Origin of the sequence: Brevibacillus sp. 7WMA2, assembly GCF_010748895.1 — a bacterium.
GTDB lineage: Bacteria > Bacillota > Bacilli > Brevibacillales > Brevibacillaceae > Brevibacillus_B > Brevibacillus_B halotolerans.
The window spans coordinates 151,593-176,769 of sequence record NZ_CP048799.1 but is presented as its reverse complement, the minus strand read 5'-3'; the positions used below and the strand labels follow the sequence as shown (position 1 = coordinate 176,769).

Annotated in this window: 21 protein-coding genes and 1 riboswitch; of the genes, 5 read left to right on the top strand and 16 right to left on the bottom strand. The window is 42.5% G+C overall.

Annotated elements, in window-relative coordinates:
* Positions 1–171: 171 nt before the first annotated feature.
* Positions 172–1,029 (top strand): D-amino-acid transaminase, encoded by an 858-nt coding sequence (gene dat / locus GOP56_RS00925; RefSeq protein ID WP_163244243.1) that lies wholly within the window; start codon positions 172–174, stop codon positions 1,027–1,029.
* Between the two features lie 207 nt (positions 1,030–1,236).
* Here dat and GOP56_RS00920 read toward each other — a convergent pair whose 3' ends face one another.
* From GOP56_RS00920 to gcvT, 5 genes are all read right to left on the bottom strand, one after another.
* Positions 1,237–2,067: a lipoate--protein ligase family protein gene (locus tag GOP56_RS00920; protein WP_173645590.1), complete on the bottom strand. Its 831-nt coding sequence runs from the start codon at positions 2,065–2,067 to the stop codon at positions 1,237–1,239.
* A gap of 202 nt (positions 2,068–2,269) precedes the next feature.
* On the bottom strand, positions 2,270–3,979 hold the full coding sequence (locus tag GOP56_RS00915; protein ID WP_163244242.1) for a methyl-accepting chemotaxis protein: 1,710 nt from the start codon (positions 3,977–3,979) through the stop codon (positions 2,270–2,272).
* Between the two features lie 334 nt (positions 3,980–4,313).
* Positions 4,314–5,780, bottom strand: a complete 1,467-nt coding sequence (gene gcvPB, locus GOP56_RS00910) for an aminomethyl-transferring glycine dehydrogenase subunit GcvPB (RefSeq protein ID WP_163244241.1) — start codon at positions 5,778–5,780, stop codon at positions 4,314–4,316.
* Positions 5,773–7,128, bottom strand: a complete 1,356-nt coding sequence (gcvPA, locus tag GOP56_RS00905) for an aminomethyl-transferring glycine dehydrogenase subunit GcvPA (RefSeq protein ID WP_163244240.1) — start codon at positions 7,126–7,128, stop codon at positions 5,773–5,775. The genes gcvPB and gcvPA overlap by 8 nt, the downstream gene beginning before the upstream one ends.
* Before the next feature lie 36 nt (positions 7,129–7,164).
* Entirely contained in the window at positions 7,165–8,268 is a 1,104-nt protein-coding gene (gene gcvT, locus GOP56_RS00900) for a glycine cleavage system aminomethyltransferase GcvT (protein WP_163246772.1), read from the bottom strand.
* A 259-nt stretch (positions 8,269–8,527) separates the two neighbouring features.
* Positions 8,528–8,625: riboswitch (glycine riboswitch) on the bottom strand.
* Positions 8,626–8,852: 227 nt separating this feature from the next.
* On the opposite strand from gcvT, the gene GOP56_RS00895 reads away from it, so the two are divergent.
* The 3 genes from GOP56_RS00895 (at position 8,853) to GOP56_RS00885 (ending at position 12,862) form a co-directional block, all read left to right on the top strand.
* The gene (locus GOP56_RS00895) at positions 8,853–10,556 is read left to right on the top strand and encodes a DEAD/DEAH box helicase (RefSeq protein WP_163244239.1); all 1,704 of its coding nucleotides are present in this window, start codon (positions 8,853–8,855) and stop codon (positions 10,554–10,556) included.
* 71 nt (positions 10,557–10,627) lie between these two features.
* Positions 10,628–11,833, top strand: a complete 1,206-nt coding sequence (locus GOP56_RS00890; RefSeq protein WP_163244238.1) for a YqhG family protein — start codon at positions 10,628–10,630, stop codon at positions 11,831–11,833.
* Positions 11,834–11,992: 159 nt separating this feature from the next.
* On the top strand, positions 11,993–12,862 hold the full coding sequence (locus tag GOP56_RS00885) for a hypothetical protein (protein WP_163244237.1): 870 nt from the start codon (positions 11,993–11,995) through the stop codon (positions 12,860–12,862).
* 56 nt (positions 12,863–12,918) lie between these two features.
* Here GOP56_RS00885 and GOP56_RS00880 read toward each other — a convergent pair whose 3' ends face one another.
* The 9 genes from GOP56_RS00880 to GOP56_RS00840 form a co-directional block, all read right to left on the bottom strand.
* Complete coding sequence (locus GOP56_RS00880) at positions 12,919–13,179, bottom strand: YkuS family protein (RefSeq protein ID WP_003337991.1); 261 nt, start codon at positions 13,177–13,179, stop codon at positions 12,919–12,921.
* Between the two features lie 15 nt (positions 13,180–13,194).
* Positions 13,195–13,359 carry a YqzE family protein gene (locus GOP56_RS00875; RefSeq protein ID WP_022585028.1) on the bottom strand — a complete coding sequence of 55 codons (165 nt, stop codon included), beginning with the start codon at positions 13,357–13,359 and terminating at the stop codon, positions 13,195–13,197.
* 52 nt (positions 13,360–13,411) lie between these two features.
* The gene (locus GOP56_RS00870) at positions 13,412–13,909 is read right to left on the bottom strand and encodes a shikimate kinase (protein WP_163244236.1); all 498 of its coding nucleotides are present in this window, start codon (positions 13,907–13,909) and stop codon (positions 13,412–13,414) included.
* Between the two features lie 22 nt (positions 13,910–13,931).
* Positions 13,932–15,773 (bottom strand): stalk domain-containing protein, encoded by a 1,842-nt coding sequence (locus GOP56_RS00865; protein WP_163244235.1) that lies wholly within the window; start codon positions 15,771–15,773, stop codon positions 13,932–13,934.
* Positions 15,774–15,989: 216 nt separating this feature from the next.
* Complete coding sequence (locus GOP56_RS00860) at positions 15,990–17,453, bottom strand: alpha/beta hydrolase (protein WP_163246771.1); 1,464 nt, start codon at positions 17,451–17,453, stop codon at positions 15,990–15,992.
* 97 nt (positions 17,454–17,550) lie between these two features.
* Positions 17,551–18,312 (bottom strand): 5-oxoprolinase subunit PxpA, encoded by a 762-nt coding sequence (locus GOP56_RS00855; RefSeq protein ID WP_003337996.1) that lies wholly within the window; start codon positions 18,310–18,312, stop codon positions 17,551–17,553.
* 266 nt (positions 18,313–18,578) lie between these two features.
* On the bottom strand, positions 18,579–18,950 hold the full coding sequence (locus GOP56_RS00850; RefSeq protein ID WP_163244234.1) for a YlbG family protein: 372 nt from the start codon (positions 18,948–18,950) through the stop codon (positions 18,579–18,581).
* A 104-nt stretch (positions 18,951–19,054) separates the two neighbouring features.
* Positions 19,055–19,519 carry a YlbF/YmcA family competence regulator gene (locus tag GOP56_RS00845; RefSeq protein ID WP_003337998.1) on the bottom strand — a complete coding sequence of 155 codons (465 nt, stop codon included), beginning with the start codon at positions 19,517–19,519 and terminating at the stop codon, positions 19,055–19,057.
* 102 nt (positions 19,520–19,621) lie between these two features.
* Positions 19,622–21,577 (bottom strand): hypothetical protein, encoded by a 1,956-nt coding sequence (locus GOP56_RS00840; RefSeq protein ID WP_163244233.1) that lies wholly within the window; start codon positions 21,575–21,577, stop codon positions 19,622–19,624.
* A 55-nt stretch (positions 21,578–21,632) separates the two neighbouring features.
* Here GOP56_RS00840 and GOP56_RS00835 point away from each other — a divergent pair, with 55 nt between their 5' ends.
* Positions 21,633–22,088, top strand: coding sequence for a protease complex subunit PrcB family protein (locus tag GOP56_RS00835; protein ID WP_003338000.1), 456 nt, complete (start codon positions 21,633–21,635; stop codon positions 22,086–22,088).
* 106 nt (positions 22,089–22,194) lie between these two features.
* On the opposite strand, the gene GOP56_RS00830 is transcribed toward GOP56_RS00835, so the two are convergent.
* On the bottom strand, positions 22,195–22,626 hold the full coding sequence (locus GOP56_RS00830; RefSeq protein ID WP_163244232.1) for a hypothetical protein: 432 nt from the start codon (positions 22,624–22,626) through the stop codon (positions 22,195–22,197).
* Positions 22,627–22,746: 120 nt separating this feature from the next.
* A complete protein-coding gene (locus tag GOP56_RS00825) occupies positions 22,747–25,161 on the bottom strand; it encodes a heavy metal translocating P-type ATPase (RefSeq protein ID WP_163244231.1) in 2,415 nt (804 codons plus the stop codon).
* Positions 25,162–25,177 lie beyond the last annotated feature (16 nt).

Here is a 25,177-nt window from a genome sequence, read left to right as displayed (position 1 = left end):
ATATATTTCAAATTGACCCTCTCAGATCATTTTGTTATCTTTATGTAAGACGGTTTTAACGATACCATACGCCTGCCTGCAAATCAATATATTGAATATATAAGAATTTTTTTCGACATTTATCACTAGATATTGTGTTACTATCATCCTATTCCCTTGGGAGGAACTTTCATGTATTATGTAGATGGAGTTTGGTATAAACCCGATGAGCCTGCTATTTTTCCAGAGGATCGAGGCTATCAGTTTGGGGACGGAATTTATGAGGTTGTGCGTATCTATAATGGTCGCTTCTATCAGTGGGACGAGCACATGATTCGCTTGGAACGCAGTGCAAAGGAGCTTTCTCTAACGATCCCAACTCGCACAGAATTAACCGAAATTGCTCATAAAGTCCTTAGACAGTATTCCTTGCAATTTTCTGAAGATGCAATCCTTTACATGCAAATTACTCGTGGCGTGTCAGAGCGGCAATTTACATTCCCGTCAAATACCCGCCCTATTTTAACGATGTATGCTGTACCTAAATTACGCCCGATTCAACAGATGCAAAATGGGTTAAGGGCTGGACTTGTCGATGACATTCGTTGGTTGCGCTGTGATATTAAAAGTCTTAATCTGCTCGGGGCCACTTGGGCTAAACAGCAAGCGACAGAGCAAGGAGTAGACGAAGCAATTCTTCACCGAAATGGAACCATTACGGAAGCTACTTCAGCTAATCTATTTGCTGTGAAAGATGGCAAAATACATACCCATCCAGCTACTAACCTAATTTTGCACGGGATTACGCGGCGTACTGTTATTCAATTAGCCAAAACTCTGGGCATCCCGGTAGTAGAAGAAGTATTTTCTGTGAATTTTGCTCAAATGGCTGATGAATTATTCATTACTGGTACTACAAGCGAAATAACTCCCATCATTGAGCTTCAAGGTACGCCTGTAGGAGATGGTAAAGTGGGTACTATCGTTCGACGTTTACAAGAAGCCTTTGAAGAGCACATCGCTATTGACCGTAATAGCATCACCAAGTAAAAGACAGGGTGTACATCTTTTATAAAAAGAGCCCTCTTTTTATATGCGAAGGTATTTTTCTAGTAAAAAAGCCGTTCTCCTCGTTGATGTTTGAGGGAACGGCTTTTTCTTACGCCTACAGTATTTTTTTGCTTCCGCTTATGTTTATTTTCTCCAAAAGCTTCATTGTGTTTGATTATAGATCAAGAAAAGTGGCTTCAGGTGCTTCTATCGGCGGAAATTCCATTCATCCGTACGATAACGATTTTCCGCTAATTCTTTCGCCAATTGCTGCTCTTCAGCTGTCAAATCCATCGGGATAAGCTCAATGCCCAGACCCTCGGCAAACCCTTGATAAAAGGCTTCAATCGCTTCTTCTAAAGAAATAGGTTTTGAGCTTACTTCGTTTATCGTAACGGCTTTTTGTTTAAAGCTATTCATCATCCGTTCCTTGACACGTTCACTCGGGAAGGTTAACAGAGAAAATAGCAAATCAACATCCATATCCAACAAGATGGAGCCATGCTGTAGGATAACACCCTTCTGACGTGTTTGTGCACTGCCTGCTACTTTTTTTCCTTCTACCACTAATTCATACCAGGAAGGGGAATCAAAGCATGCAGACGAGCCTGGAGAATTATATTTTGCCTTCTCCTCCTCTGTAGCAAGCGACACCATCTCCGCTTTTAACCCTAGCTTCTGAAATCCATGTAATAAGCCCATGGAAATTACCTTATAAGCTTCTGTGACGCTTTTTGGCATCTGCGGATGGTCTTCAGATACTATCACACTATAGGTAAGCTCAGCATCATGAAGGACTGCTCGTCCTCCTGTCGGGCGTCGAACCAATCCAAGTCCAAGGCGCTTCACTTCATCAATATTGATCTCTTTTTCCATTTTTTGAAAATAACCGATAGAGAGAGTCGCCGGGTTCCATGTATAAAAACGAACGGTAGGCGGTACTTTTCCTTGGCTGTGCAAAGTTAAAATGGCTTCGTCAATTGCCATATTCATTTCAGGTGACATAGGCGGAGTCACCACATAACGCCATTTTTCCATTTCCATGCTAAATACCTCCCATATATCTACGTCCAATCAAGCGGCTGGGAGCAATCTTGTTAATGAGGACTGCTCGCACTCTATATCTGTCGCAAACAACGCTGCTTAGACATAGTACACTCCTCATTGTAAGGCTTCTATAGAGTAAGAGACAAGCGCCAACTGTCGAGCGCCTGTCTCTATCTATATTTCCTGATTACATTTATACTTTAAAATTGTTCATTACTGCCTGCATATCATTGGTCATTTCTGACATAACCTCTGCTGTCGTAGCCACTTCCTGTGAGGAAGCTGTTGTTTGTTCAGAAGTGCTGGCAATCTCTTCTGTTTTCGCAAATATTTCTTCCGCAACGGCCGTACTATTTTCTACTCTTGCAGAAATAGTTTCTTTTTCTTGAAGGATATGGCCGGCACTTTGACTTAGATGATGAATTTTCGGACCGATATCTTCTACAGCTTTTGTAATGTTGGCAAAGGAATGCAATGCATTAGCAATATCGTTCTTCTGCGTATACATTTCCATCTGCATCTCATCTGCTGTTTGTAGCATATGCTCGGAATCCTTAGAAATCGTTCCAATCTGGTCACTAATGCGTTGGGAGAAAATGCGAGATTGTTCTGCTAGCTTTCTCACCTCATTTGCTACTACTGCAAAGCCCTTTCCATGTTCACCAGCACGCGCCGATTCAATTGCTGCATTTAAGGCTAATAAATTAGTCTGATCCGCTATTGTATTAATTAAACCTGTAAATTCATCAATCTTGTTTACATTCTCATTTACTTTCGTGATATTTCTAATTAGTCCTAAGAAGACTTCATTGGTATGCTCCACAGATTGAGCAGCTTTATTCATATGTATGTCGCTTTCGCGTGCTACGTCTTGAATATCGCGAGTTAATCCATCGACTACTTGAATAGATTGGACAATTTCCGTTAGCTGTTCGCCAAATTCAGCCATGGTCTCAGCGATCGCTACTAGGTCTCTGGTTTGTTCTCCCACCCCAGTAGAGGTTTCATGGACAGATTGTGAGACGATTTCAAACGCCGCACTTAGCTGCTCCGATATAGCACTTAAATTATGTGAGGCCTTTGTTAAGTCATCTGATTTTCGTTGTACAGTATCAATCATTGCTGAGGTATTTACGACGGCATTCGCCAATGCCCCTCTCATTCTACCAAACTCCGTATTGTCAGCTTCCTCAATCTTAATGGTAAGATTCCCTTTTCCAAATTCTTCACAGTACTGAATCATTTCTTTAGCTGAATTATTAATAGAAGTAGAAAGTATATATGATACCAAAACGACGATAAAAATAACAGATCCCATTAAAATAGCATAGTAGCTCCATGCGTTCTCATATTTTTCTGTTGCATCTGAGTCTAGCTTGTCTCCATTTGTTGTTAAGTAAAGAATGAGATCATTTATATTATTATCCAACTTAATCGCATACTCGGCAAAGGTCTGCTTAACATCTTGCAGGACTGGGTTGTTTGCCTTTAAATACGTATCGCGAATCGTCACCCAATTTTCAAAATAGCCACGTAATAATTGATCAATCTGCGTCTTCTTTTCTCGGTCAAACTCATTTTCTTCCCGATTCGTAAAGTAATCAGCTTCCGAAGCTAAAACAGTATTGTACAGCTTATCAATCTCGTCATAATTTTTTGCATCATACTCACTTATGGTTTGCAGAACAGCAAATCTTAGCTTATAAAAGTCTGAACGTAAATTATTTGCTTTCACTAATGGGTCTACGACATTTCGATTAATTAACGTAGATGAATCATTAATATCTTTCATAAAATACATTCCTAGCCCACTCATAATCAAGCTGAACAGTAAACCAATCGCAACAAGGATACGAATATTGGTCACTAGGCTAATTTTCTTACAAATATTAAATACTTTCATTCGGTATGATTCCCTCCAGTCATTCCTTTACACTTTTATATCGGACGAAAGTATCAAAATAAATGATAAATATGTTACAAATTTAAGAACTATTATTGAACTACCGGATATCTCGACACCAAAAACAACCGATTTTCCCACAGCAAATGGGGGAGAATCAGCACTTTAGTATCAAACATATTGCTTTTAAAAATGTCACTTTTCTTTACCCGTAAACCAGCATATCCCTTTTTGGAAACAACAAAAAGCTCCTACTCGTTAATGAGGAGCTTATACAAAAACATCCCGTGTAACCTGTAGAGGACACGGGATGTTTGATCCAACATATAAATCTTTAAGCTTCAGGCTGGTAGCGCAAGATTGGTTTTCTTGCTGCTGTTGCTTCGTCAAGTCGTTTTACTACCGTTGTATGAGGTGCTTCTTGAACCAATTCTGGATTTTCTTCGCATTCTTTGGCAATCTGCAGGAGCACCTCGATGAATTCATCAAGAGTTTCCTTGCTTTCTGTCTCGGTTGGTTCAATCATTAAGCATTCATCCACAATCAATGGGAAGTAGATTGTAGGTGGATGATAGCCGAAATCTAGTAAACGCTTAGCCATATCAAGCGTACGTACCCCTAATTTCTTCTGACGAACGCCAGAGAGAACAAATTCATGCTTACACACTCGATCAAAAGGTAACTCAAATGCAGTAGCTAACTTACGCATCATATAGTTAGCGTTTAACACAGCGTTTTGAGACACCTGTAGCAAGCCATCTGGTCCCATCGTGCGTATATAGCTGTAAGCGCGAACCAAAATGCCAAAGTTGCCATAAAAACCTTTTACTCGGCCAATGGAAGCTGGGATATTGTAATCGAGTGTAAAAGTGCCTTCATCCGTCTTCTTCACCATTGGTTTTGGCAGGAATGGAAGTAAATCTTCTTTTACGCCAACCGGACCTGCTCCTGGACCACCGCCACCGTGAGGACCTGTGAAGGTTTTATGCAAATTCAAATGCACAACATCAAAGCCCATATCGCCCGGGCGAGCAATTCCTAAAATGGCGTTTGCATTCGCTCCGTCATAGTACAGTTTTCCACCCGCTTCATGTACGATCTGAGCCATTTCCACAATATTTTCTTCGAATAGACCTAGTGTATTTGGATTCGTGAGCATCAAGGCTGCCGTATCTGGCCCTACTGCCTGACGCAAAGCTTCAATATCAACAAGTCCACGCTCATCGGATGGAATTGTGATTGTTTCCAATCCCGCAATCGTTGCAGATGCAGGATTGGTACCATGGGCAGAGTTTGGCACGATGACCTTTGTACGCTTTTCTCCCCGACTTTCATGATAAGCCCGAATCAATAGCAACCCTGTCCATTCTCCTGCTGCACCTGCCGCAGGTTGTAAGGTCACAGCGTCCATGCCTGTGATTTCAGCCAGCTCATTTTGTAGATTATATAATAATTCTAGTGAACCTTGCACCGATTCCTCCGGTTGATAAGGATGTACCTGAGCAAATCCTGCAAAACGAGCAATATCTTCATTAATTTTTGGATTGTACTTCATCGTGCAAGAGCCTAACGGATAGAATCCATTGTCAATACCATGATTCCGACGCGATAATTCGGTATAATGGCGCACTAATTGCAACTCGGAGACTTCTGGCAATTCTGCTGGCGTTTTTCTGATCAAATGCTCTGGAAAATAAGAGGAGATCTCAGCTTCAGGAACATCATTTTTTGGTAAGCTATAAGCTACACGTCCTGGCTTGCTCATTTCAAAAATGATCTCTTTTTGTTTATCGTTACGCATGTAGGATCGCCTCCAATTCTTTTGCCAACTGATCAATTTCTGCTTTGGTTCTTAGCTCTGTCACGGCGATCAGCATATGGTTGGCAAGCTCCGGATAAGCGAGACCCAGATCATAACCGCCAATGATGCCTTTTTGTAGCAAGCTACGATTCACATCAGCTACAGCTATTGGCAACTTGATAACAAATTCATTAAAAAATGGAGCTGTAAATACATTTTCTACACCGTCTAGTTGGTCCAGCACCTGTTTCGCATAATGGGCTTTATGCAGGTTCATTTGTGACATTTCCTGCACTCCCTGTTTACCAAGTGCAGTTAACGCGATCGAAGAAGCCAGCGCTAGCAAGGCTTGATTGGAACAAATATTAGAAGTCGCTTTTTCGCGACGAATATGCTGCTCACGTGCTTGAAGGGTGAGTACAAAACCACGTTTGCCATCCTCATCCTTGGTCTGACCCACAATACGGCCTGGCATTTTCCGCATTAATTTGGAAGTTGTAGCAAAATATCCGCAGTGCGGACCTCCGAAGGACACTGGAATTCCGAACGGTTGCATATCTCCGACTACGATGTCTGCTCCTAATTTTCCTGGTGCTTCTAATAAGCCAAGTGCAACTGGATTGGAGGAGACAATAAGAAGAGCCCCTTTTTCATGAGTAAGCTGTTCAATTGCCCGTAAATCCTCTACGCTACCAAAAAAGTTAGGGTATTGAACCAATACGGCGGCTGTTTCCACCTCTAAAGCAGCCTGTAGCTGCGATAAATTAGTGACACCCTCCTCGGTGAAGTCTACTTCAACTACCTCTACTTGTTGACCATATGCATAGGTTGCAAGGACCGCGCGTGATTCTGGATGAACTGTCTTGGAGACAATTACACGTGGCTTCCCTTTATGACCAGCCGCCATCATTGCTGCTTCCGCCATCGAGGTATACCCGTCATACATTGAGGAATTGGCTACCTCCATGCCTGTGAGTTCACAAACCATTGTTTGAAACTCAAAGATTGCCTGTAGCTCCCCTTGGCTGATTTCGGGTTGGTACGGAGTATAAGCAGTAAAAAACTCACCACGCAATAACATATGGTTAACGGTGCTTGGCGTATAATGCTGGTACACCCCAGCTCCTAAAAAGTTTACATGAGTTGTAAAGTTAGCATTTTTCGAAGCTAATCCGCCCATGAATTTTACTAGATCTGGCTCAGATAGCGCTTCGTCTATTGCTAATTCTCTTGGAAAACGTACTTCTTCAGGTATATCGGAAAACAATTCATCCACGCTGGAAACACCCAGAAATTCCAGCATCTCTTTCTTATCTTGCTCCGTAGTTGGTAGATAACGATATGTCACGGATGGTTCCCCCTCTGATTTAACTTCTCGAATTCCTTACTTTTTAGGTCGTTTATAAAATGGAGTGGCGATAATTTTAGCACGCAGGCGTTTTCCACGTATCTCTACTTCTACCTCATTGTCGATAGTAGCATGAGCAGTTTGAATCAGCGCCAGCCCTACATTCTTTTTCAAAGTAGGCGATTGTGTCCCAGTAGTAACCTCTCCAATCTGTTCATCGCCAACAAATACTGGATAATGTGTGCGAGGAATACCACGATCAATCATTTCTAATCCAACTAGCTTGCGTAAAGCCCCATTCGTTTTTTGCTCCAGCAACACGTCATGTCCAATGCTTGGCACATCTTTATCTACTTTAACTGCAAAACCAATACCTGCTTCGATTGGCGTAATGTTCTGGGATAGCTCTTGACCGTATAATGGTAGCTTAGCTTCAAAGCGTAAGGTATCACGTGCACCTAATCCGCATGGAACCAAGCCATCCTCTTTGCCATTTACCAATAATTTTCCCCATAGCTCAATGGCATCAGCTTGATCCACGTACAGTTCAAAGCCATCCTCTCCCGTATAACCACTACGCGATACTAGCGCAGTAATCCCACCAATGGAAACGTTTTCTTCAAATTGGAAGAACCCGATCTCCTTGAGGTTCACATCCGTCATTTTCTGTAGAATCGTTTCAGCAAGCGGACCTTGAATCGCAAGCTGTGCTATTTGGGATGAGATATTTGTAACAGTGACATTTTCTGTTAGATTTTCCTGCATCCAAGCAAAATCCTTATCAATATTGCCAGCGTTAATTACTAGCAAGTAATCATGATCTCGTTTTTTATAAATGATTAAGTCATCAACAGTACCACCATCTGGATAACACATCGCTGCATATTGAGCCTGACCGTCCTCTAGTTTAGATACATCGTTCGTAGTCAAGCGTTGTAAATAATACAGGGCACCTTCCCCTTTTACTTCCACTTCACCCATGTGGGATACATCAAATAGGCCTGCTTTTGTACGAACCGCTTCGTGTTCTTGCGTGATGCTACTAAATTGAACGGGAAGGTCCCAGCCGCCAAAATCAATGGTTTTGGCCCCGTGTGTAGCATAGATCGGATACAATGGCGTTTGCTTCAGCTTTGACATGTAACCACTCGCTTTCTTCATCTCTTTGTTTTTCACCTAAACGAAACTTGGCGCCGGCAGAGTCTTGTTGCTCTTTTCCTATCTTTTTTTGCATCATGATCATTTTTGATAGCACAAAAAAAGACAGCGAACCTGTAACAGCCAACGCAAATAAGCGCCCGCTCTCCAAGCTCTCTGTCCCGGTACCTGAGAGTTACCCTACTGGTAAGTAGGTTTCCCCTTTGGTGGCTTCTATGAAAAAAGCTCTCTCCAGAGGTGCGTCCAGTAGAGGTTCTTTTGCCTGAGAGATTCACCATTTCTGGTTTGCTCCTTCGGCGCTGCACAGATAATACTCGCAGTCTCTCCCTACTACCTTCATTCGCAAAAGAAGGGTTATTGTACATAAAATCTATGAAAGAAACGCATACTATAACGTGTCTTCCTGTCTGTCTCCTTTATCCTAACATGACTTTGGAAAGAAGAAAACAGAAATTTGCAAAACAGCAATTATTTATTAACATTAAAACGCTTACATCATAAAAATGTTCGTTTTTTAAATAGATTTACCTTGTGATTTTAAGATAGTAAGAAGGGAGATACCATGTATGACGAATTTCTCACTTTCTTTCGATACGAGCTGGGTTGCCCCTTTGGAAGAATTAATTCAGCAGGATGGGCCTTGGAATAAATGGGAGTTGTTTCAGCTCGCGTTACAGGCAGAGGAGGCATTGGCAGTAACTGATTTTGATCAGCTTCAATGTTTAAAGTACCTCCCTTATGTAGAACCCTTCCCTCATCAAATCGAAACGGCTAATCGCGTTCTAAATCAGATGAGGGGTCGGGCTATTTTGGCCGATGAAGTAGGGCTAGGTAAAACGATTGAAGCAGGACTCATAATGAAAGAGTATATGGTACGCGGATTAGCCAAAAAAATTCTGATCCTTGTACCCGCTTCTCTTGTCATACAATGGACCAAGGAGCTTAATCAAAAATTCGGCATCCCAGCCATGCCACAAAAGAAGGAGTACATGTGGCGCCAATATGATGTGGTTGTGGCCTCGATTGATACTGCTAAACGGGACCCTCACCGTCGGCATGTGCTTGATATTGATTATGATATGTTAATCATTGATGAGGCACACAAGCTAAAAAATAAACGGACGAAAAATTATCAGTTCGTGAAAGAAATTAAGAAAAAATATTGCCTGCTGCTGACTGCCACCCCTATTCAAAACGAGATGGATGAACTCTATAATCTAATCAATTTACTTCGTCCTGGGCATTTAGGGCATACGCAGTCCTTCTCATCCACCTATGTAGATGGCAAACGCCAAGCTAAGAACAGTGGTAAATTGCAAACGGAAATCAAAAAAATTATGATCCGCAATCGCCGCAGTGACGGAGGAGTTCATTTTACTCCGCGCCGTGTTCAATCTATCCCGATTGAGTTATCTGTTGAGGAGCGTGCGCTTTATGATGGCGTTACTCAATTCGTCAAGGAAAGATATCAGCAGGAGACGGGAAAGGTCAATGCTCTAGCTTTATTAACCTTGCAACGAGAGGTATGCTCAAGTCGTGAAGCAGCTTTCATGACGTTATATCATATGCATCAAAAAGCCCCGGAGGCCTCTCCGAAACGGGCGGAAATCATGCGTTTAGTCGATATGATCAAGCAAATTAAGACGCATTCCAAAGCGACAAAAACCGTAGAGCTATTAAAACAAATCAATGACAAGGTGATCATCTTTACCGAATATCGTGCTACGCAAAACTATTTACAAAAATATTTAAGCGAAAACGGTATTACATCGGTGCCTTTCAGGGGAGGCTTTAAGCGTAGTAAAAAGGATTGGATGACGGACTTGTTTCAAAACCGGGCACAGGTACTCATTGCTACTGAAGCTGGCGGGGAAGGAATTAACCTGCAATTTTGCAATCACGTTATCAATTATGACATGCCCTGGAATCCAATGCGCATCGAACAAAGAATCGGACGTGTTCATCGACTCGGTCAAAAAAAGGATGTGTTTATCTATAACTTATCCACCACCGATACGATCGAAGAACATATTCTTCGCCTGCTATATGAAAAAATTGATCTATTTGAAATGGTTATTGGCGAGCTAGATGATATAGTAGAACGTCTTGCTTTAACAAAATCCTTGGAGCAAAGTCTTGTAGAAATCATTATGGATTCCCGCTCCAATAAAGAAATGGCGTTAAAAATGGATAATATGGGCAGTGTGCTTCGCTCTCTACGCCAAAATAAAGAGCTGCATAAACACCCACAATCCCTTCCGCAATCATAAGCACCTTTGCAACCGGTGGTTCAGGAAATTCTCACACCTTCATCACTTATCGAGAAAGGAAGTTCCCCCTCATGCAACAGACGGAAGTACGGGAATTCGTAGAAAAGTATTTTGCAGCCTTTCAGTCACACGTAGTTGAGAACCATCCAGACTATGTCACTGTAAAATTACCAGAGGATGTAGATAAGGATATCGGGAATCGCCCATTTTACTGGTCTTGGGTGGAGAAAATGAACATCGCTCCTCAGCCACTCCACCTCACCCTTTATTTTCCTCAGACAGAGATTCCAAAGGAGCTGCGGGCTGAGCATATTCATTTTGGTTCAAAACGGCTTCAGCAAATCTTTGAATCTACTTACAAGCACGGACGTTTTGTTTGTATGTACGAAACTCCAAAGGGTATCTTGCAAAAAGCAAGTATGTCGACACGAAGATCGACAGCGTTAACTCCTTGGCTCCATTTAAATATAAAAGTTTCTTTTATCTGTGACAAAAAACGCGATTTCCTTCTTTCTCTCGGGGTAAATCTACATCAAGCGCGAGTGGTTCAGGATTTTTACCCGTTTCTCAAGCGGTTACAGCTTACTCCTGCTATACCTGATTATTTTTATACATTGGATCGTCGTCTGGACATTCCCCAAGCTATTGAAATGGCTAAAAGTGAAGTGTACCATTTTTTAGATAATCAAGATCATTCCTGGGCTGACCAAGCTCGCCTTCGTCTTCAGGAGGAGTTAGATATCTTAGAGGAATATTACAAGCATGCGGCACTAGAACAAGAGCGGGAGGAGGCTAAGGCTTCAAAAACAACTTCTAAAGAAGAAGCTACTGGAGAAGCCGATTTAGAAGAGGCCTCAAATGCTTCCGTTTTAACCCCTACTCCACAGGCAAAGAGTCAAATCGGTAAGAGTATACAAGGTGAAACAAGCGAAACTCCGGTTCTTCACACGGATTCCCCTTCTCCATTGGGGCATTTGCTCTCGGTGAAGCGTCCGACACCTATCGCTGACGAATCGATCCCTGTCACACTCTCGCAATCCCCTGCAACGATGCAGGATCATTTACAAAAGGGTGGACGTATTCTTGATTTTCTACGAATAAACGGCATACAAGAAACACCAAAGGAGCAAGTCGAACAAGAGGAATGGAAAGCAAGTAGTATCGAGGAGGAAAAAGAGCGACGTATGAGCGAATTACGCTGGCAATATGAACCGCGTGTCGACGTAAAGCTTATTAATGGTGGCCTGTTTTATTTATTTAATTTGCCACCAATCTAATCGGTGCATTGCTTAGTTAGACCTGATTCTACATAGCCCAGAAATTTGTAAAACAACAGCGAAGAAATATAGAGGAGAGCTGACAGCAACCAACAAATCTTTTGATGGCATTTGGTTACAATAGGTAACGTAACCTACGAAGGGATGGTGTCTCAGTGTATGAAACTACGTTCACTAGCGAGCCGATTCTTGTTGCTACTCCTCTTATTCTCGCTTCCCTCTTCTCAAGCGCATGCTGCACAAGAAGGTCCATGGACCGCAGCTTTTACCCAACACATTCAGACTTGGATGAAAAAATTAGAAGAAAAGGATAGTCAGTTCAAAGCCTGGAAACAAGCTAGCATTGAAATCCAAGCATTAGGTCCTGGTTCACATGAATGGCTGGTCACAATAAAGGAAAAAGACAAACCCCTTGGCTATATGATTGTCACCGAGTCACAGGAGACAGCAAACCAAGTAACTCCTGAATTTGTTTTGATGGAATACGGACTGGGTGAATATACATTGTTTGATCAAAAGCTAGCACCAAAAGATGCGAAAGCAGAATTATATTATGATGGTTTTACATCGTATTGGCGCATACCGATAGCAGATACGCATGAATATATCGATGCGAAATCCGGCGAAAAGTTTCCGTCTCGACTCAAGCCTGATCCTTCCGTTATGCATCGTATCGCTAGTCAAAAATTAGTGGATAAAGAGGCTCAACTAACTTTGAGCCGGACGTTGCTATCTACGGAAACGGACCCTTTTTCCCGTATTGACTGGTTAACCGCAAGAGTGAATCGTCCTACTACGCCAAAACAAGAGCTAACCTACTTGCTCACTCAAAAACCAAATGAACCGATTGTTATTACTGCCGATTTGTTCGAAAAAGAAGTGATGGCTCCTTTTACTATCGGAACCGTTCACCTCTGGGATAACGAACCGTACATAGGTGTCTGGGACTCGGGGTTGCGTTTCTTACCTTACTCTTATATTGAACAAGTGGGAAGTATCGTACACACTTCATCAAACCATGTAAAATAGCAAAACGGTGGTTTCTCTCCTTTCATGTGAGAGAATACCACCGTTTTGACCTTTATTCAGCGAAAACCATCATCAACAGGAGAACAGCGCTCATTTACCTGATGAAAAATTTCATCCAGTGTCATGCCCTCTGCATTGATAACAGGCGCTCCCGCAATACTCTTGGACTGATCCCCAATCAAGTTTTCATCCATACCTGTAATGACTACAGCATCTACCATCTGTTGCCAATTTCCCAATTCAACCACATCAAAACCATTACTGCGTAGCATCGAGCTTACATGGGATAATGTTTTTTCTACGGCTACTTTTGGCATAAGAACCCCCAGATGTTATTTTTTGAATAATAGCTTGATGGACATCGGGATTGCGCCAAACCATTTAGAGGACCAGGGTTCGCGCGGCACTTCACGTTGTCGCCGACGCTCTTCCTTAGGAGTCTCCAAATATTGCACAAAGCGCTTGGTCATATACTTTACGTATTCTTGCGATGACATCGCGCATCCCTCCCTTGGCATTAGTGTTGCCGAAGAAGAGCAATTTAAATCGTTATGCGGTGGTTATTTCATCGACAATTTCTTCTATCGTTTTCCCAGTTGTATCGATTTGAACCGGAGCAAAATCGTATGCCCCTGCGCGTGCTTGTAGCAGTTCTCGTACTTTTTCCTTCACATTTCCTTGAAGAAGCGGCCGATTCTGATCTCGTTCAACACGGCGAATAATCTCCTGCTCGCAAGCAGTAAGGGCTACTACTCGTCCATGCTGAAGCATTACCTGAACGTTCTCAGGTCGCAACACCGCTCCGCCACCCGTGATTATCACGCGACGATTTCCGTCAGCCAATTGACGTAACACATTCGTCTCAAGCTGTCTAAATATCTCTTCGCCATCCTCGGCAAAAATTTGGGGGATTGTTTTCCCCGTTACTTTGACGATTTCTTCATCTAGATCACATCGCTCATAATGTAGCCGCTGTGCGAGCTGTTCACCTACTGTTGATTTACCTGTTCCCATAAATCCAATGAGAATAATATTGGTTGATTGCATGGTGTTTTTCCCCTCGTCACTATTATTGAATGGTGACCGTCCGCTTTTCCTTCTGATAAGTTACTCGGTACCCTAAGCCCTCGTTTAGCAAAGCAAGTGGGAATAAGCTGCGTGCGTGCCACTCTAACAAAGGAACCGGCATTTTCTGTTCAACCCCATTTAAAACATAACGATCTGATTTTTCATGGAAAACAATGACGTTACGCTTTGACTCTGCTCGTATTGTACGGTTGGCTTGATCCGATGTTACCTTAAAACCTAACTGCTCCAAGGTTTCGCGTAGGGGCAAATAAACTACTTGATTACGGATGCGTCCCCTTGTAACTGGATAAAAATGAGTTTGACCTATAATGATATTCACATAATATTCCGCAGCAATTGGGATAAAGCTCTTTTGATTTTGTTTATGGACATTTGGCACAAAATACTGGGCCTCAGCTTCTAAGATTTGACCTAACGCCTGATCCAAATGCTCTGGACCAATGACTTTATGCTGGTAATTGCTTTGCACCCGTTTTAAAAAGTCAAAGAATAATTGGTCCCCTAGTTGTTTTCGTAAATTATCGAACAGTAAGGCCGCATTGGAGTACCAGGTCCAATCAAATTCATAGTAATCCTTAAACTGTGTCAGGTGATTCGAAAGTTTCCCATATGGATAAGCTTTTGCCAGCCTATTCGCCTCCGCCTGATACTCCGCTAATATTTTGGCCGCGGCTTTTTCTCCATAGCGTTCCCGATAATAAAAGGTAACACTCGCCTCTACTAATCCTTCGTCCATCCATCCTGTATATGGCTCAATATTTTCAACAGAATTGTACCACCACAAATGAGCTAACTCATGCGGTAACCAATGCTCTACCTGATTGCTGTTAACCTTATGCTTGGCGATAATAGCCATATTCGCGTATTCCATAGCATAGACTGTGTCATCTCCTGTCTCTGCTATACCAATTCGAGGATAAGGAAGCTCGCCCATCAATTTGCTGTAAATCGGCAGAACCTGAGTAGCAATCTCCTTTAATTTTGCCAAACGAGTTACATCTGTCGATCCAATATCCACTGTTAGATTTGGAGAGATTTTGACCGTTTCAACTTTGTATAATGGACTGCCTACCATTGTAAAATTAAGTAGCTTTTTCCCTGTAAAATGATAAGTAGATCGGCCACCTTCATTACTGAATTTCTTTCCTCTTCCCCATGAAGTTACCCAATTAAATGAAGAGGGAGCGACCATATCGACTTCATAATCGGCATAATGATAAATGTAAGGGTCACCATATCCGATGACCTGTGGAGGCTCATACCAGCGCTTCTGCTGATCCATAGCTCCAAGCATCGGGTACCAATGTGTTAAGGTCCAAATTCCTTGATGAACACCAAAGCGAGTTGGCCCACGTGGAACCTTTGTTTCAAAAACCACTTCTAGCTGTGTTCGAGTTTCGTTTTTAGCTGGGTTATCCAACACAAGGACAGGATCGCGCCGGTTATAGGACATACTTTTTCCTTTCCAGCGAATGGCGGAAATTTTGTTGTTGTTCCATTTATAACCGTAATAATACAGATATAGCTTCTCCGTCTGTGGATTATCAAAAGTCATAGTAACCGTTCCTGCTATTGTTGCTTGATCAGGCAATAAAGATGCCTTAATTGTATAAGAAGGATTAAGTTCTTTGACTACTGGCGGTAACAACTCTTCTTTACGAAACGGATCTACTGAGGTTGTACTGTTATAAAATAAAGAATCAGATTGTAAAGAGGATAAAAACTCCTTAATCTCAGGTAATTTCATGTAGGCTCCCATCGCTGCAAAGCACATCAATAAACCTACACATACTGCTAAACTTTTCTTATGTATTGCTTTCATGTAGAACTCTCCCCACTACTTCCCAAGCCAAAGCTGAATAATAATTCCTCTACTGGTACAATCGGCTAATGCAAGAAACTTCTTTACAGATTGTAACATAGTCGATTTCTACTGTGTGACATCATTTCTAAAAAATAAGAAGAAACGCAGAATAAACCTGCATACGGACAGGAAATACGCTGCGTTTCTTTGTTACTGATATTTTTCATCTCACCCCTATGGTTCCCTTTCTTCTCCAGTCACTACATCAATTACATGCGCTGGATGAAGTGGGGTTGATATGCTTTTACTAGCAGGAGGACTTATTCCTTTTTCCACCCATTCGACCAATAAATCAAAACATTGGTGTGCATAAGGTAGCATTGGCTGTAATTCATGCTCAGGATCAACCTTGCTCCAAACCAGACCGTCCACATGATTCGCTTGTTCAATCATGTACAACCGATGCTTACTCGCTTGCCCTGCCTGCTGGATTAATTTTGCATAAGCCTTTGCATGCAGATCGGGAAAAATCAAAGCGTCCCACGTTCCAGCAACTGAAATAAGCGGCGCGTGTATCCGGCCGGTATTTGCAATTGGCTGAACTGCTTGTTTGACCGATGTAGGTCTTTTTTTATAATCATAAGAAGCAAAAATATGGTCATAGCTTCGGTCACGCAGGCCGGTTTGATCAAAGCAGAGATAATCCTGCCAAGCCAAGCGATTAGGAGCGGTGGGATCGAACTTATCTCGATAAATATTTAGGCTAACAAACCAATAGAGCTGATCATAATATGCCCATAATTTTTCAGAGCCTACTGGCATTCCAGCCTCATAGATGCATGTGCGTGCCTGCTTTTGTCCGTCCCCTGTGCTATATATGGCAGCATAGGCATGTTGTACAACGGTGGTGAGCGAGCTAATCAAATTCGGAGCCTCTGCTTGCCACATCACCCCTTCCAGCTCTAGTCCTCCATCAAATAGAGCTGGCTCTCCCGTTAATTGGGGATCATCATGTTCCAGTGCATACCTCACTACATAGCCACCGTTAGAAATTCCCATGGCATAGGTAGGAACCCGATGATGTTCAGTCAGTAAACCATGAGCCGGATTGCCGTCGTCCTTGCTGGAAATCAACTGCTCTTGATGATGAGTGGTTAAGTAATCCTGAGCTACTTTTGTTACCTGTCGAAAGCACCTATGCCATTTCGCTATGCTGTCGTCCTTTGCTATCAGTGCATTCTTCACTTTTGCTAACGGATCATTTGGATCACACTTCCCCTGAGTTCCTTTATCAATAGCCGCAAAAGCGTAGCCTTGTCCTAGAACATAATCACTGAATAATAAATCGGTTGATGTTTCATTACGTGTCGCCGGTACTCCAGCCACCACTAATTTTCCATTCCAATCATCTGGGATACGGATCAGAAATTTGGCATCATCTAGCATGCCATTGATCTGCTTTCCTGTAATCTCTCCCGGCTTATACATGTGATACCAGCCCGTCCCCTGCATCGGGTCCCCCCACGCTAAGGGAGCCAAGCTATCATTTCCCTGCACAATAGCTGCTTGGTATTGAACAGGATTTTTAGTAGTAAGCCAATTCCCTGCTTTGCCATCAAAGGTTTTCACTGTAACATTGCGCGCTTCTGGAATAAAAAGGGACGAAGGGCTACTTCCACCTCCTATAAAAGGAGCCATCGTTTTCAATAGTGTATGCCGTAAAGAATGAATTAACTTATTTTTCAGAAATATCACCCCGTGGCTAGAAAGGCGACCTAAGTCGCCCTTTTCTAAATTAACACACAGCAACCGCCTCTAGACAAACCTCGTTTTGCTGTGCCCAACGATGCAGTTCCTTTAGAACATGTATGCAATCAGGACTTTCTCTATGAATGCAAAGCGTATCTGCGGCTAATTCAATGACACTGCCATCTACCGTTCGTACCCGTTGTTCTTTTACGAGCTGACTTGCCTGCTGCAATTGCTCCTCCTTGCTAATTAAAATGCTTCCTTCCAATTCTCGGGGGGCTAATCGCCCATTCGGCAGGTATGCTCGATCTGCAAATACTTCCTCCGCCACATACAGCCCATGCTCTAGCCCGACCTGAACCAACGAGCTTCCTGATAATGCGTACAGGATTAAATCCTCTCGAATATCCGTAATAGCGCGAACAACTGCTTCTGCTAATTCTGGCCGCTCCGCTGCTTCATTGTACAGAGCTCCATGCAGCTTCACATGATGCAATGTGCCTCCCAGTGCTCTTGTAATTCCTTCCAAAGCAGACACCTGATATAACACCAGCTCATATACTTCGCGCATGGACAAATTCATGGAACGACGACCAAACCCATGAACGTCAGGGTAACCGGGATGAGCTCCTATTTTTACACCCTGCTTCAGTGCTGCTTCAACCGTACGGCATATCACATGCGGGTCCCCAGAGTGAAAGCCACAAGCAATATTGACCGATGTAATCCAGCGTAAAATTCCCATATCTTCATCAAGTCGATGACGCCCAAACATCTCTCCCATATCGCAGTTAATATCTAGTTTCATCCTGTCTTTGTCCCCTCGCTCTCTCTTTGTCCATATAATTGTAAGCGCATTCAAACAAAGCTGTAATATTTTACCTTACCTTAAACCTTATTTCCTTATCATACCACGTGGCCCAATTACAAAAAAGTGAAACAAAGTTCACTTTTTTATTTACTCGCGCCTTCACCAGGACAACATGAAGAAGAATAAAAAAGACTTTTCCCATCACAACGAACTGATTGGATGAGAAAAGCTCCTTTATGTTTTACAATCAAAAGCTCTGCTAGCTAGCTTTGAACCGGGATAGGCTTTGCTGTCGGATGCTCCGATTTGGCGATAGATGTATTATCGCTGATTAATGATTCAGCCAAAGCCATCAGTTGATTTTTCTCTAATTGATAGTCAAATTCCTTCGCTTTATCCGGCTTCGCATTGTTATACTCAGTTGGGATTTCATGGCGATGTGAACGTTCAACCTTTAGTACAAAGTGAAGCCGCTCTAATTGTGATATCACTTGCTCAATTTCTTCAGCGTCCACATACATGGCAACGTAATTGAGTCTTTTGGATACGTAATGAATGGTGCCGAATTTTCGTAAATTCTTCGCAACACGAGGATTTTTAATCCAAACAGCTACTCCCAATCTTTTCAGTCTCATCGTGCCCTGAAAACTCCTTCCTCTACTGACAATCCTATGTAATCAGGCTCAAACTACGTCTTTTAGCAAAAAACGTAGTTTTATGAGCGCTGTCGTATTTTTCATTAAGCGTGTTTCTTTTCTTTGTTACCGCAACCACAGCTGCCACCAGTACCGCAACCGCTGGCCATTGCCTCCATAATTGGGTTATTGCTAGGAACTTTAACACTCTCTGATACAGAATCAGCTATAACACGACCTACTTGATACAATAGCTGATCTAAGCTTGCTTCTGCTTTCTTAAATTCACGAACAGTTGGCAACGCTTCATAAGACTGCTTTAATTCTCTTATCTCAGCCATTACCTTGTGGAAATCAGGGTGGTACTTACCAAAACGTTGCACTTCTTCATAGTCTAGCTTTTTACGCTCAAAGCGCTGGATATATAGTAAGACTTTCTCGTCATTTTCCATAGCTTGCTTCGTTTGTAAATAATCATTCACTTCTTGTGATTCATTTATCATAATGGCTAAATGATCAGCCTCATACAACAAGCTAGCCATATCTAATTCACTTGGTATATCTATCATGTTTTACCTCCTTTACAGGCAAACCTACTATTATTTTAGCACGAAACCCCTCATGGAGGCACAGGAAAGATTTAAACATCACACATTTTTTACTTGGCTTTCCTATAAATATGCTGGAATCAGGATACGTAGCCGTGATATTTCATCCACTTTTTCTTTCCAAAATTTATCTTTTGACATCATACGTACTTGCCAGTACCCATGTTCCAATTCCACTTCCTGTACTCTGCCCGTCCATTCATCTTGTCGATGGGTTTGGCATTGTACCTCTAATCGGAGCTCCTGTGCTCGTTTTAGTATCAGGCGCATCGTATTTGGATGATAGCCTTGATAATGTTCCGTCCACATTTTTGGTAAGGCTGATAGACCCGGGATGGCTTCACCGACATCAGGAAAAACATTTTCAACCTTGAAATCAAGAAAGGCTGTTACCAAGGGGAAAAAGCCTTCACTATCTAGGTTTATCTCTGATGGAATGAGATTGTTATCCGAGTGAGCCTCATCGAAATTGGAGCCTAAAGCCTGGAAACGACGGATTTCCCCTGACTGCGGCTCATACCCACATTCCCTAAGCAAGGAGATAAATTCCTCCAATTTACTTTCAGGAAGTAAAAAAGCTACAGGCGAAATGACCTCCGATATAAACGGGGCAAGAATTCCTATATCACGTAATTCAGCTAACAATGCAGGACTGGTTGTTTTAAACCGAATCACCTGCTCATAGGAGAGCTGTTTCGCGTCCTCTGACCATTTTATGAGGAGTTGAGCAACAGAGTCTGGTACTGGATGGGCTGTATGCTCGTGGAAAAATTGAAGAATTTGGTCAACACTTCCTCCTGTCGATAAGTAGGTCTGCACACGTTGGGAGGTTACATTGCAGGTAATAAAATCCCCAGCTACATTCATTTCTCCCAAACGGCTTAGCTCCCAAAGCTGAGCTAACATCATACCCGGAGGAACCATGACTTCACCAGTCGAATCCAAATACCATTTAGGCTGATGATCCCCCTGATCCTGATGATAGGGATTATGGCGAATCCACAGGTTTTGTTCATTATCTTCGCCTAATTGAATGAGTCCAAAACCAAGCAAAGGATGTAACCAGGTCTTTTTCAATTGCTCCAGGGTCTGTTCTGGTAGCCTATAACCTATCTTCGTTAGCTTAGAAAGAATCTCATCTATCCTGTACCATTCTTTATCGAGCAATTGCAATTCAAATAGAAATCCTTCTTGCCACGACTCCTTTGGCGCATAGTATCGTAATAAGTTTGTTTTGATATCCTCAAGCTGTTCCACATTTTTCTTTCGTAACCAATCATTTAATATTGCGGGATGCAGGCAAATTCTTTTATCTTGTAAATAGACAAGCCGCATTCGTAAGGATAGATCAAAGAGAAAAGAAACGGGCGTTTGATCATCTACCTTTACTTCAGACGGCAAAAGACTAGAAAACCACCCCCGCATATGTTCATCTCTCAAAGAAATGCGATCCATCCATTTGAGGAGCATTCGCCGGGGTATTCCATTTTTTTGTGTAAGAGAAACCGATTGTTCTCTTAAAAACAGCAGAAAGGCAAGCATATCCATATGGATACCGCGCCCTGCTGGAAGTGAATAGGAAAATACATGCGGGATGGCTTCCTCTTTTACTGATGGTTCTATCCCTTTTTTGTGTGTAAGGCTACTAAAGGCGTATATATTTTTACGTAATTCGAATGGCATCATATAGCCTATCTCGCTCCACATTTTTCGAACCGTATAAATAATACCTAGTCGACGTAGCTTTGTAAGACCTGCTGTTAACAGAATATCTTGCTGAGTAATTGTCTCAAATTCACGCTTACGTATAAATCCCTGTTGCGCATTTGTATAAAAAAGAGACACTGCTTGACGCTCGTGCTCTGTGAGTGCTTCCCATAATGATTGACAGAAGCTTGCATCCTGTAGTCGGTTCATTAAAGATTTGTCGCATTTGATGTTTAATCGCCGGTTCTGTTCCTGGATAATCTCTTCCATTGTACGTTCTGACAACATATCCAGACATTTATATAAATTCACGAAGCTCACCTCTATTCGTAACGGTAGATGGAGGAAATCATAGGAGGGATAGAGAATGAAACATGTATTAGCAGGTTTATTGCTAATGGGAGGAATCCTGATTTCCTACATTAACACGACCCCAACTGCAACAGCTCAGGATATCTCTTTGCCTCACAATATTCAACAGTCTAACCAAAAAGGAGTTGTATCTATGAATGATTTTAGCACTGCTCCTACTTCCTACCCCACTTCTGTAGATCTGGCGCTTGCCGATATACAAGAACAGGGTGGCTATCGACTGATTCATGAAAATGATCTCACCTATGTAGCCATTGCGCTTGGTGAGCGCCCTACCAGTGGCTATTCTATCAAGGTTGACAAGGTCCAGCAAGAGACTGACGGAACTTATGTCATCCATGTCGTAGAAGAGCGACCTCAAAAATCAATGCTGCTTCAAGTAATTACCTACCCAACTACGGTGATTACCTTACCTCAAGATGCACAACACGTAACCATAAACTACCTATAATAACGAACGACAGAGCGAAAAGGAAAAAGCTGTGGATGGTCTTCATGGACTCCACAGCTTTTTCCTATGTAGGCGAAAGCCTCATAAGACTCTCTTTTTCATTTGCTTAGTTGACTACGATTTCAAAGGTCTGTTTGACACCATAGGATTCATGGTTGTTATGGGCTAATTCCACTTCTATTTTGTGCTTACCGGGAGCCACATCCGCTAAGGTAAATTGCGGTCCAAAAATCTTGGCTATTTTCTTCCCATCTACATACAAATGGACATGGCCTTCACCGTCTTTATTTTCTTTTCCCATGTTTTCCAATGAGAACCGGAAATCTTGAACAATCAATTTTAATTCCAGATCATTGCCTTTTACTTGGTGTTCCACGACAAGAGAGGGCTTCTTCACTTCTTCAGCAAGTACATGTGTCTGATTGCTGTGAGTTGCCTTTTTTCCTTCCAATGAATGCAATCCCATCATGGATAGCTCTAAAATAGCTACAAACAAAATAAATAAGTAAAAACGACGTCCACGCAATTTTTGGATCATACAGGACACTCCTTACTTTTTGGTGAATATAGCCCTAGAGTGCCCTGTTTTTCCCTGTTTATGCTACAATCGTCTACTTCATTGATCAGTTCGTTAAGCGAATTTTATTCTCTTGTAAAATTACTTTCTCAATAGCCTCATGCTATTAAGAATAACAATCATGGCTGCTCCTGTATCGCTAATGACGGCCATCCACAGTGTGAGCCAATTTGGGATGATCAAAAGTAGTGCAATGGCTTTGATCAACAGAGAGAAATATATGTTTTGCTTGATAATCGCTAACGCTTGTTGGCTAAGTCTAATTACATATGGTAATTTTTCTAGGTCATCAGCCATCAATACAATTCCTGCTGTTTCCATCGCAGTATCTGTCCCTGCTCCTCCCATCGCAATACCTACATCAGCAGTAGCTAAAGCTGGGGCATCATTAATACCGTCACCCACCATTGCGATCGTGCCACCTTCTCGCTTTTTCGCTACCTTTATTGCCTCCAGCTTATCCTCTGGCAACAATCCTGCTTGTACGTGTCCGATCCCCACTTTTTGAGCCATATGCTGTGCCGCTCCGGCATTATCTCCCGTCAGCAACAAGGTTTTTACGCCAATGCCTTGTAATTGCTGCATCACCTGTTGGCTTGTTGGGCGAATGGTATCAGATATGATGAGGGCACCCCAAATTTCTTTTGTTGTTCCCACTAATACAATCGTCTTGCCAGCTTGTTGCTCTTCTTTAATCTGTTCTTGTAAAAGGCCAACCTCAACATTATATTCGATAAACAGCTTTTCATTCCCAGCCAAATACGTGATTCCTGACAGGGTAGCACTAGCACCCTTACCAACAATGGTTTGATGATGATCAGAATTCTGCGGGAGAATCCCATTTTCCCTTGCCTGCAACAGGATAGCTGTAGCAATAGGATGATGTGAGGATTGCTCGATCATGGCCGCCTTTTCAAGAATTTCTGTCTCTGAACGTTCCTGAAGAGTAAGAATTTTTTCAACCTGTAATTTTCCAGTTGTGATCGTACCCGTCTTATCACACGCCACTTGCTTTAAATGACCAATCATCTCCAAGGCGGCTCCACCCTTAATAAGCACACCATGACGTGCCGCACTGCCAATAGCTGACACTACTGCAACTGGAGTCGAAATCACTAAGGCGCAAGGGCAAGCGATCACCAATAGCTCCAAGCCACGGTAAAACCAATGTTGCCACTCTCCTGTAAATAAAGGAGGCAAAATAATAACAGCTAGGGCCACTACAATGACAATGGGCGTATAAATTCTAGCAAATTTCTCTACGAACTGCTCCGTCGGTGCCTTCTTCTCCTGTGCTTCCTCCACTAAATGAATGATGCGAGCTAACGTCGAATCGGAGCCGATCTTCGTGACTTCCATCTCAACTACGTCAGTTTCGTTTATACTACCAGCAAAAAGAGTGTCACCTACGCCTTTGTCAACTGGCATGGATTCCCCAGTGATCGGCGCCTGATTAAACGTTGAAATCCCTTTAACAATAAACCCATCAAGAGGAATTCCTTCACCTGCTTTGATTAACAAGCGCTCTCCAACTAGTACATCTTTTACTGGGATACTAACCCATTCGGCTCCTCTATAAACAATCGCTTCCTTTGGTGCTAAACGTAGCAAGGAGCGGATAGATTGACGCGTTTTATTGATAGATAGGGTTTGCAAAGCGTTCCCAAGTCCAAATAAGAAAACAACCGTTGCCCCTTCTAACCATTCCCCAATAAAAGCTGCACCTATTGCCGCTAAGCTCATCAGCAGATTCATATCGGCCGATTTGCTTTTTAGAGCATACCAGGCGGCTTTTAATGGCTTTAATCCAGCAATCACCATAGCTATAGCATAAGCACTATTCCCCAGCAGTTCTAACTGGAACGCATGCAGTATAAGCCCTGCCAGAATAAAAAAACCTGCTGTTCCCGTACGCCAAACCGCCTCATTTCGCCACCAAGCTTCCGGTTCAACACTAGCCAAGCGATCATTTCCGTCTTGATATGTACCTTTGTAACCAGCTTCCGTAATAGCTTGGAGAACTTGTTCAACATTAGCTTTTTTACCTAAGCGCATTTTAGCTGTGCTAAAGTTTACTTCTACTTCAGACATGTTCAGGCTTTTCTGCACATGCTTCTGTAACGTCAATGCGCAGGAGCCGCAATCCATGCCCTCAATATGATATACCTGTGCAGCGGGTTTATTGGTTAATTCATTCGTCGCCATTTCATGTTGGGCTGAACAGCATCCTGTAGCGTGTGAATGTTCAGCATGATTATGGCCGTGATGAGTGTGTTTATGATGTTCGTGATCGTGACTATGATTTTTGTGATGATGGTCTTGATGCGAGTGACCTGCATCTTGACAATGCTCGTGCTGATGGTGATCTGCATGGGAATGCTGCCCCTGTTCACCACAGCAAGTTTTCGTTACAATTTCGTTATCTTGATGTTCTACGTGAGAATAATTGGAGTTTTTTTCTTGTCCATTATGCTTATGATTCAGATTTTTCCTCATCCCGCAGCACCTCATT

What these genes read in the sequence shown, in the direction of transcription:
- dat (WP_163244243.1), top strand. Translation starts at nt 172, where the DNA reads ATGTATTATGTAGATGGAGTTTGGTATAAACCCGATGAGCCTGCTATT.
- GOP56_RS00920 (WP_173645590.1), bottom strand. Translation starts at nt 2,067, where the DNA reads ATGGAAAAATGGCGTTATGTGGTGACTCCGCCTATGTCACCTGAAATG.
- GOP56_RS00915 (WP_163244242.1), bottom strand. Translation starts at nt 3,979, where the DNA reads ATGAAAGTATTTAATATTTGTAAGAAAATTAGCCTAGTGACCAATATT.
- gcvPB (WP_163244241.1), bottom strand. Translation starts at nt 5,780, where the DNA reads ATGCGTAACGATAAACAAAAAGAGATCATTTTTGAAATGAGCAAGCCA.
- gcvT (WP_163246772.1), bottom strand. Translation starts at nt 8,268, where the DNA reads ATGTCAAAGCTGAAGCAAACGCCATTGTATCCGATCTATGCTACACAC.
- GOP56_RS00895 (WP_163244239.1), top strand. Translation starts at nt 8,853, where the DNA reads ATGACGAATTTCTCACTTTCTTTCGATACGAGCTGGGTTGCCCCTTTG.
- GOP56_RS00890 (WP_163244238.1), top strand. Translation starts at nt 10,628, where the DNA reads ATGCAACAGACGGAAGTACGGGAATTCGTAGAAAAGTATTTTGCAGCC.
- GOP56_RS00885 (WP_163244237.1), top strand. Translation starts at nt 11,993, where the DNA reads ATGAAACTACGTTCACTAGCGAGCCGATTCTTGTTGCTACTCCTCTTA.
- GOP56_RS00880 (WP_003337991.1), bottom strand. Translation starts at nt 13,179, where the DNA reads ATGCCAAAAGTAGCCGTAGAAAAAACATTATCCCATGTAAGCTCGATG.
- GOP56_RS00875 (WP_022585028.1), bottom strand. Translation starts at nt 13,359, where the DNA reads ATGTCATCGCAAGAATACGTAAAGTATATGACCAAGCGCTTTGTGCAA.
- GOP56_RS00870 (WP_163244236.1), bottom strand. Translation starts at nt 13,909, where the DNA reads ATGCAATCAACCAATATTATTCTCATTGGATTTATGGGAACAGGTAAA.
- GOP56_RS00865 (WP_163244235.1), bottom strand. Translation starts at nt 15,773, where the DNA reads ATGAAAGCAATACATAAGAAAAGTTTAGCAGTATGTGTAGGTTTATTG.
- GOP56_RS00860 (WP_163246771.1), bottom strand. Translation starts at nt 17,453, where the DNA reads ATGGCTCCTTTTATAGGAGGTGGAAGTAGCCCTTCGTCCCTTTTTATT.
- GOP56_RS00855 (WP_003337996.1), bottom strand. Translation starts at nt 18,312, where the DNA reads ATGAAACTAGATATTAACTGCGATATGGGAGAGATGTTTGGGCGTCAT.
- GOP56_RS00850 (WP_163244234.1), bottom strand. Translation starts at nt 18,950, where the DNA reads ATGAGACTGAAAAGATTGGGAGTAGCTGTTTGGATTAAAAATCCTCGT.
- GOP56_RS00845 (WP_003337998.1), bottom strand. Translation starts at nt 19,519, where the DNA reads ATGATAGATATACCAAGTGAATTAGATATGGCTAGCTTGTTGTATGAG.
- GOP56_RS00835 (WP_003338000.1), top strand. Translation starts at nt 21,633, where the DNA reads ATGAAACATGTATTAGCAGGTTTATTGCTAATGGGAGGAATCCTGATT.
- GOP56_RS00830 (WP_163244232.1), bottom strand. Translation starts at nt 22,626, where the DNA reads ATGATCCAAAAATTGCGTGGACGTCGTTTTTACTTATTTATTTTGTTT.
- GOP56_RS00825 (WP_163244231.1), bottom strand. Translation starts at nt 25,161, where the DNA reads ATGAGGAAAAATCTGAATCATAAGCATAATGGACAAGAAAAAAACTCC.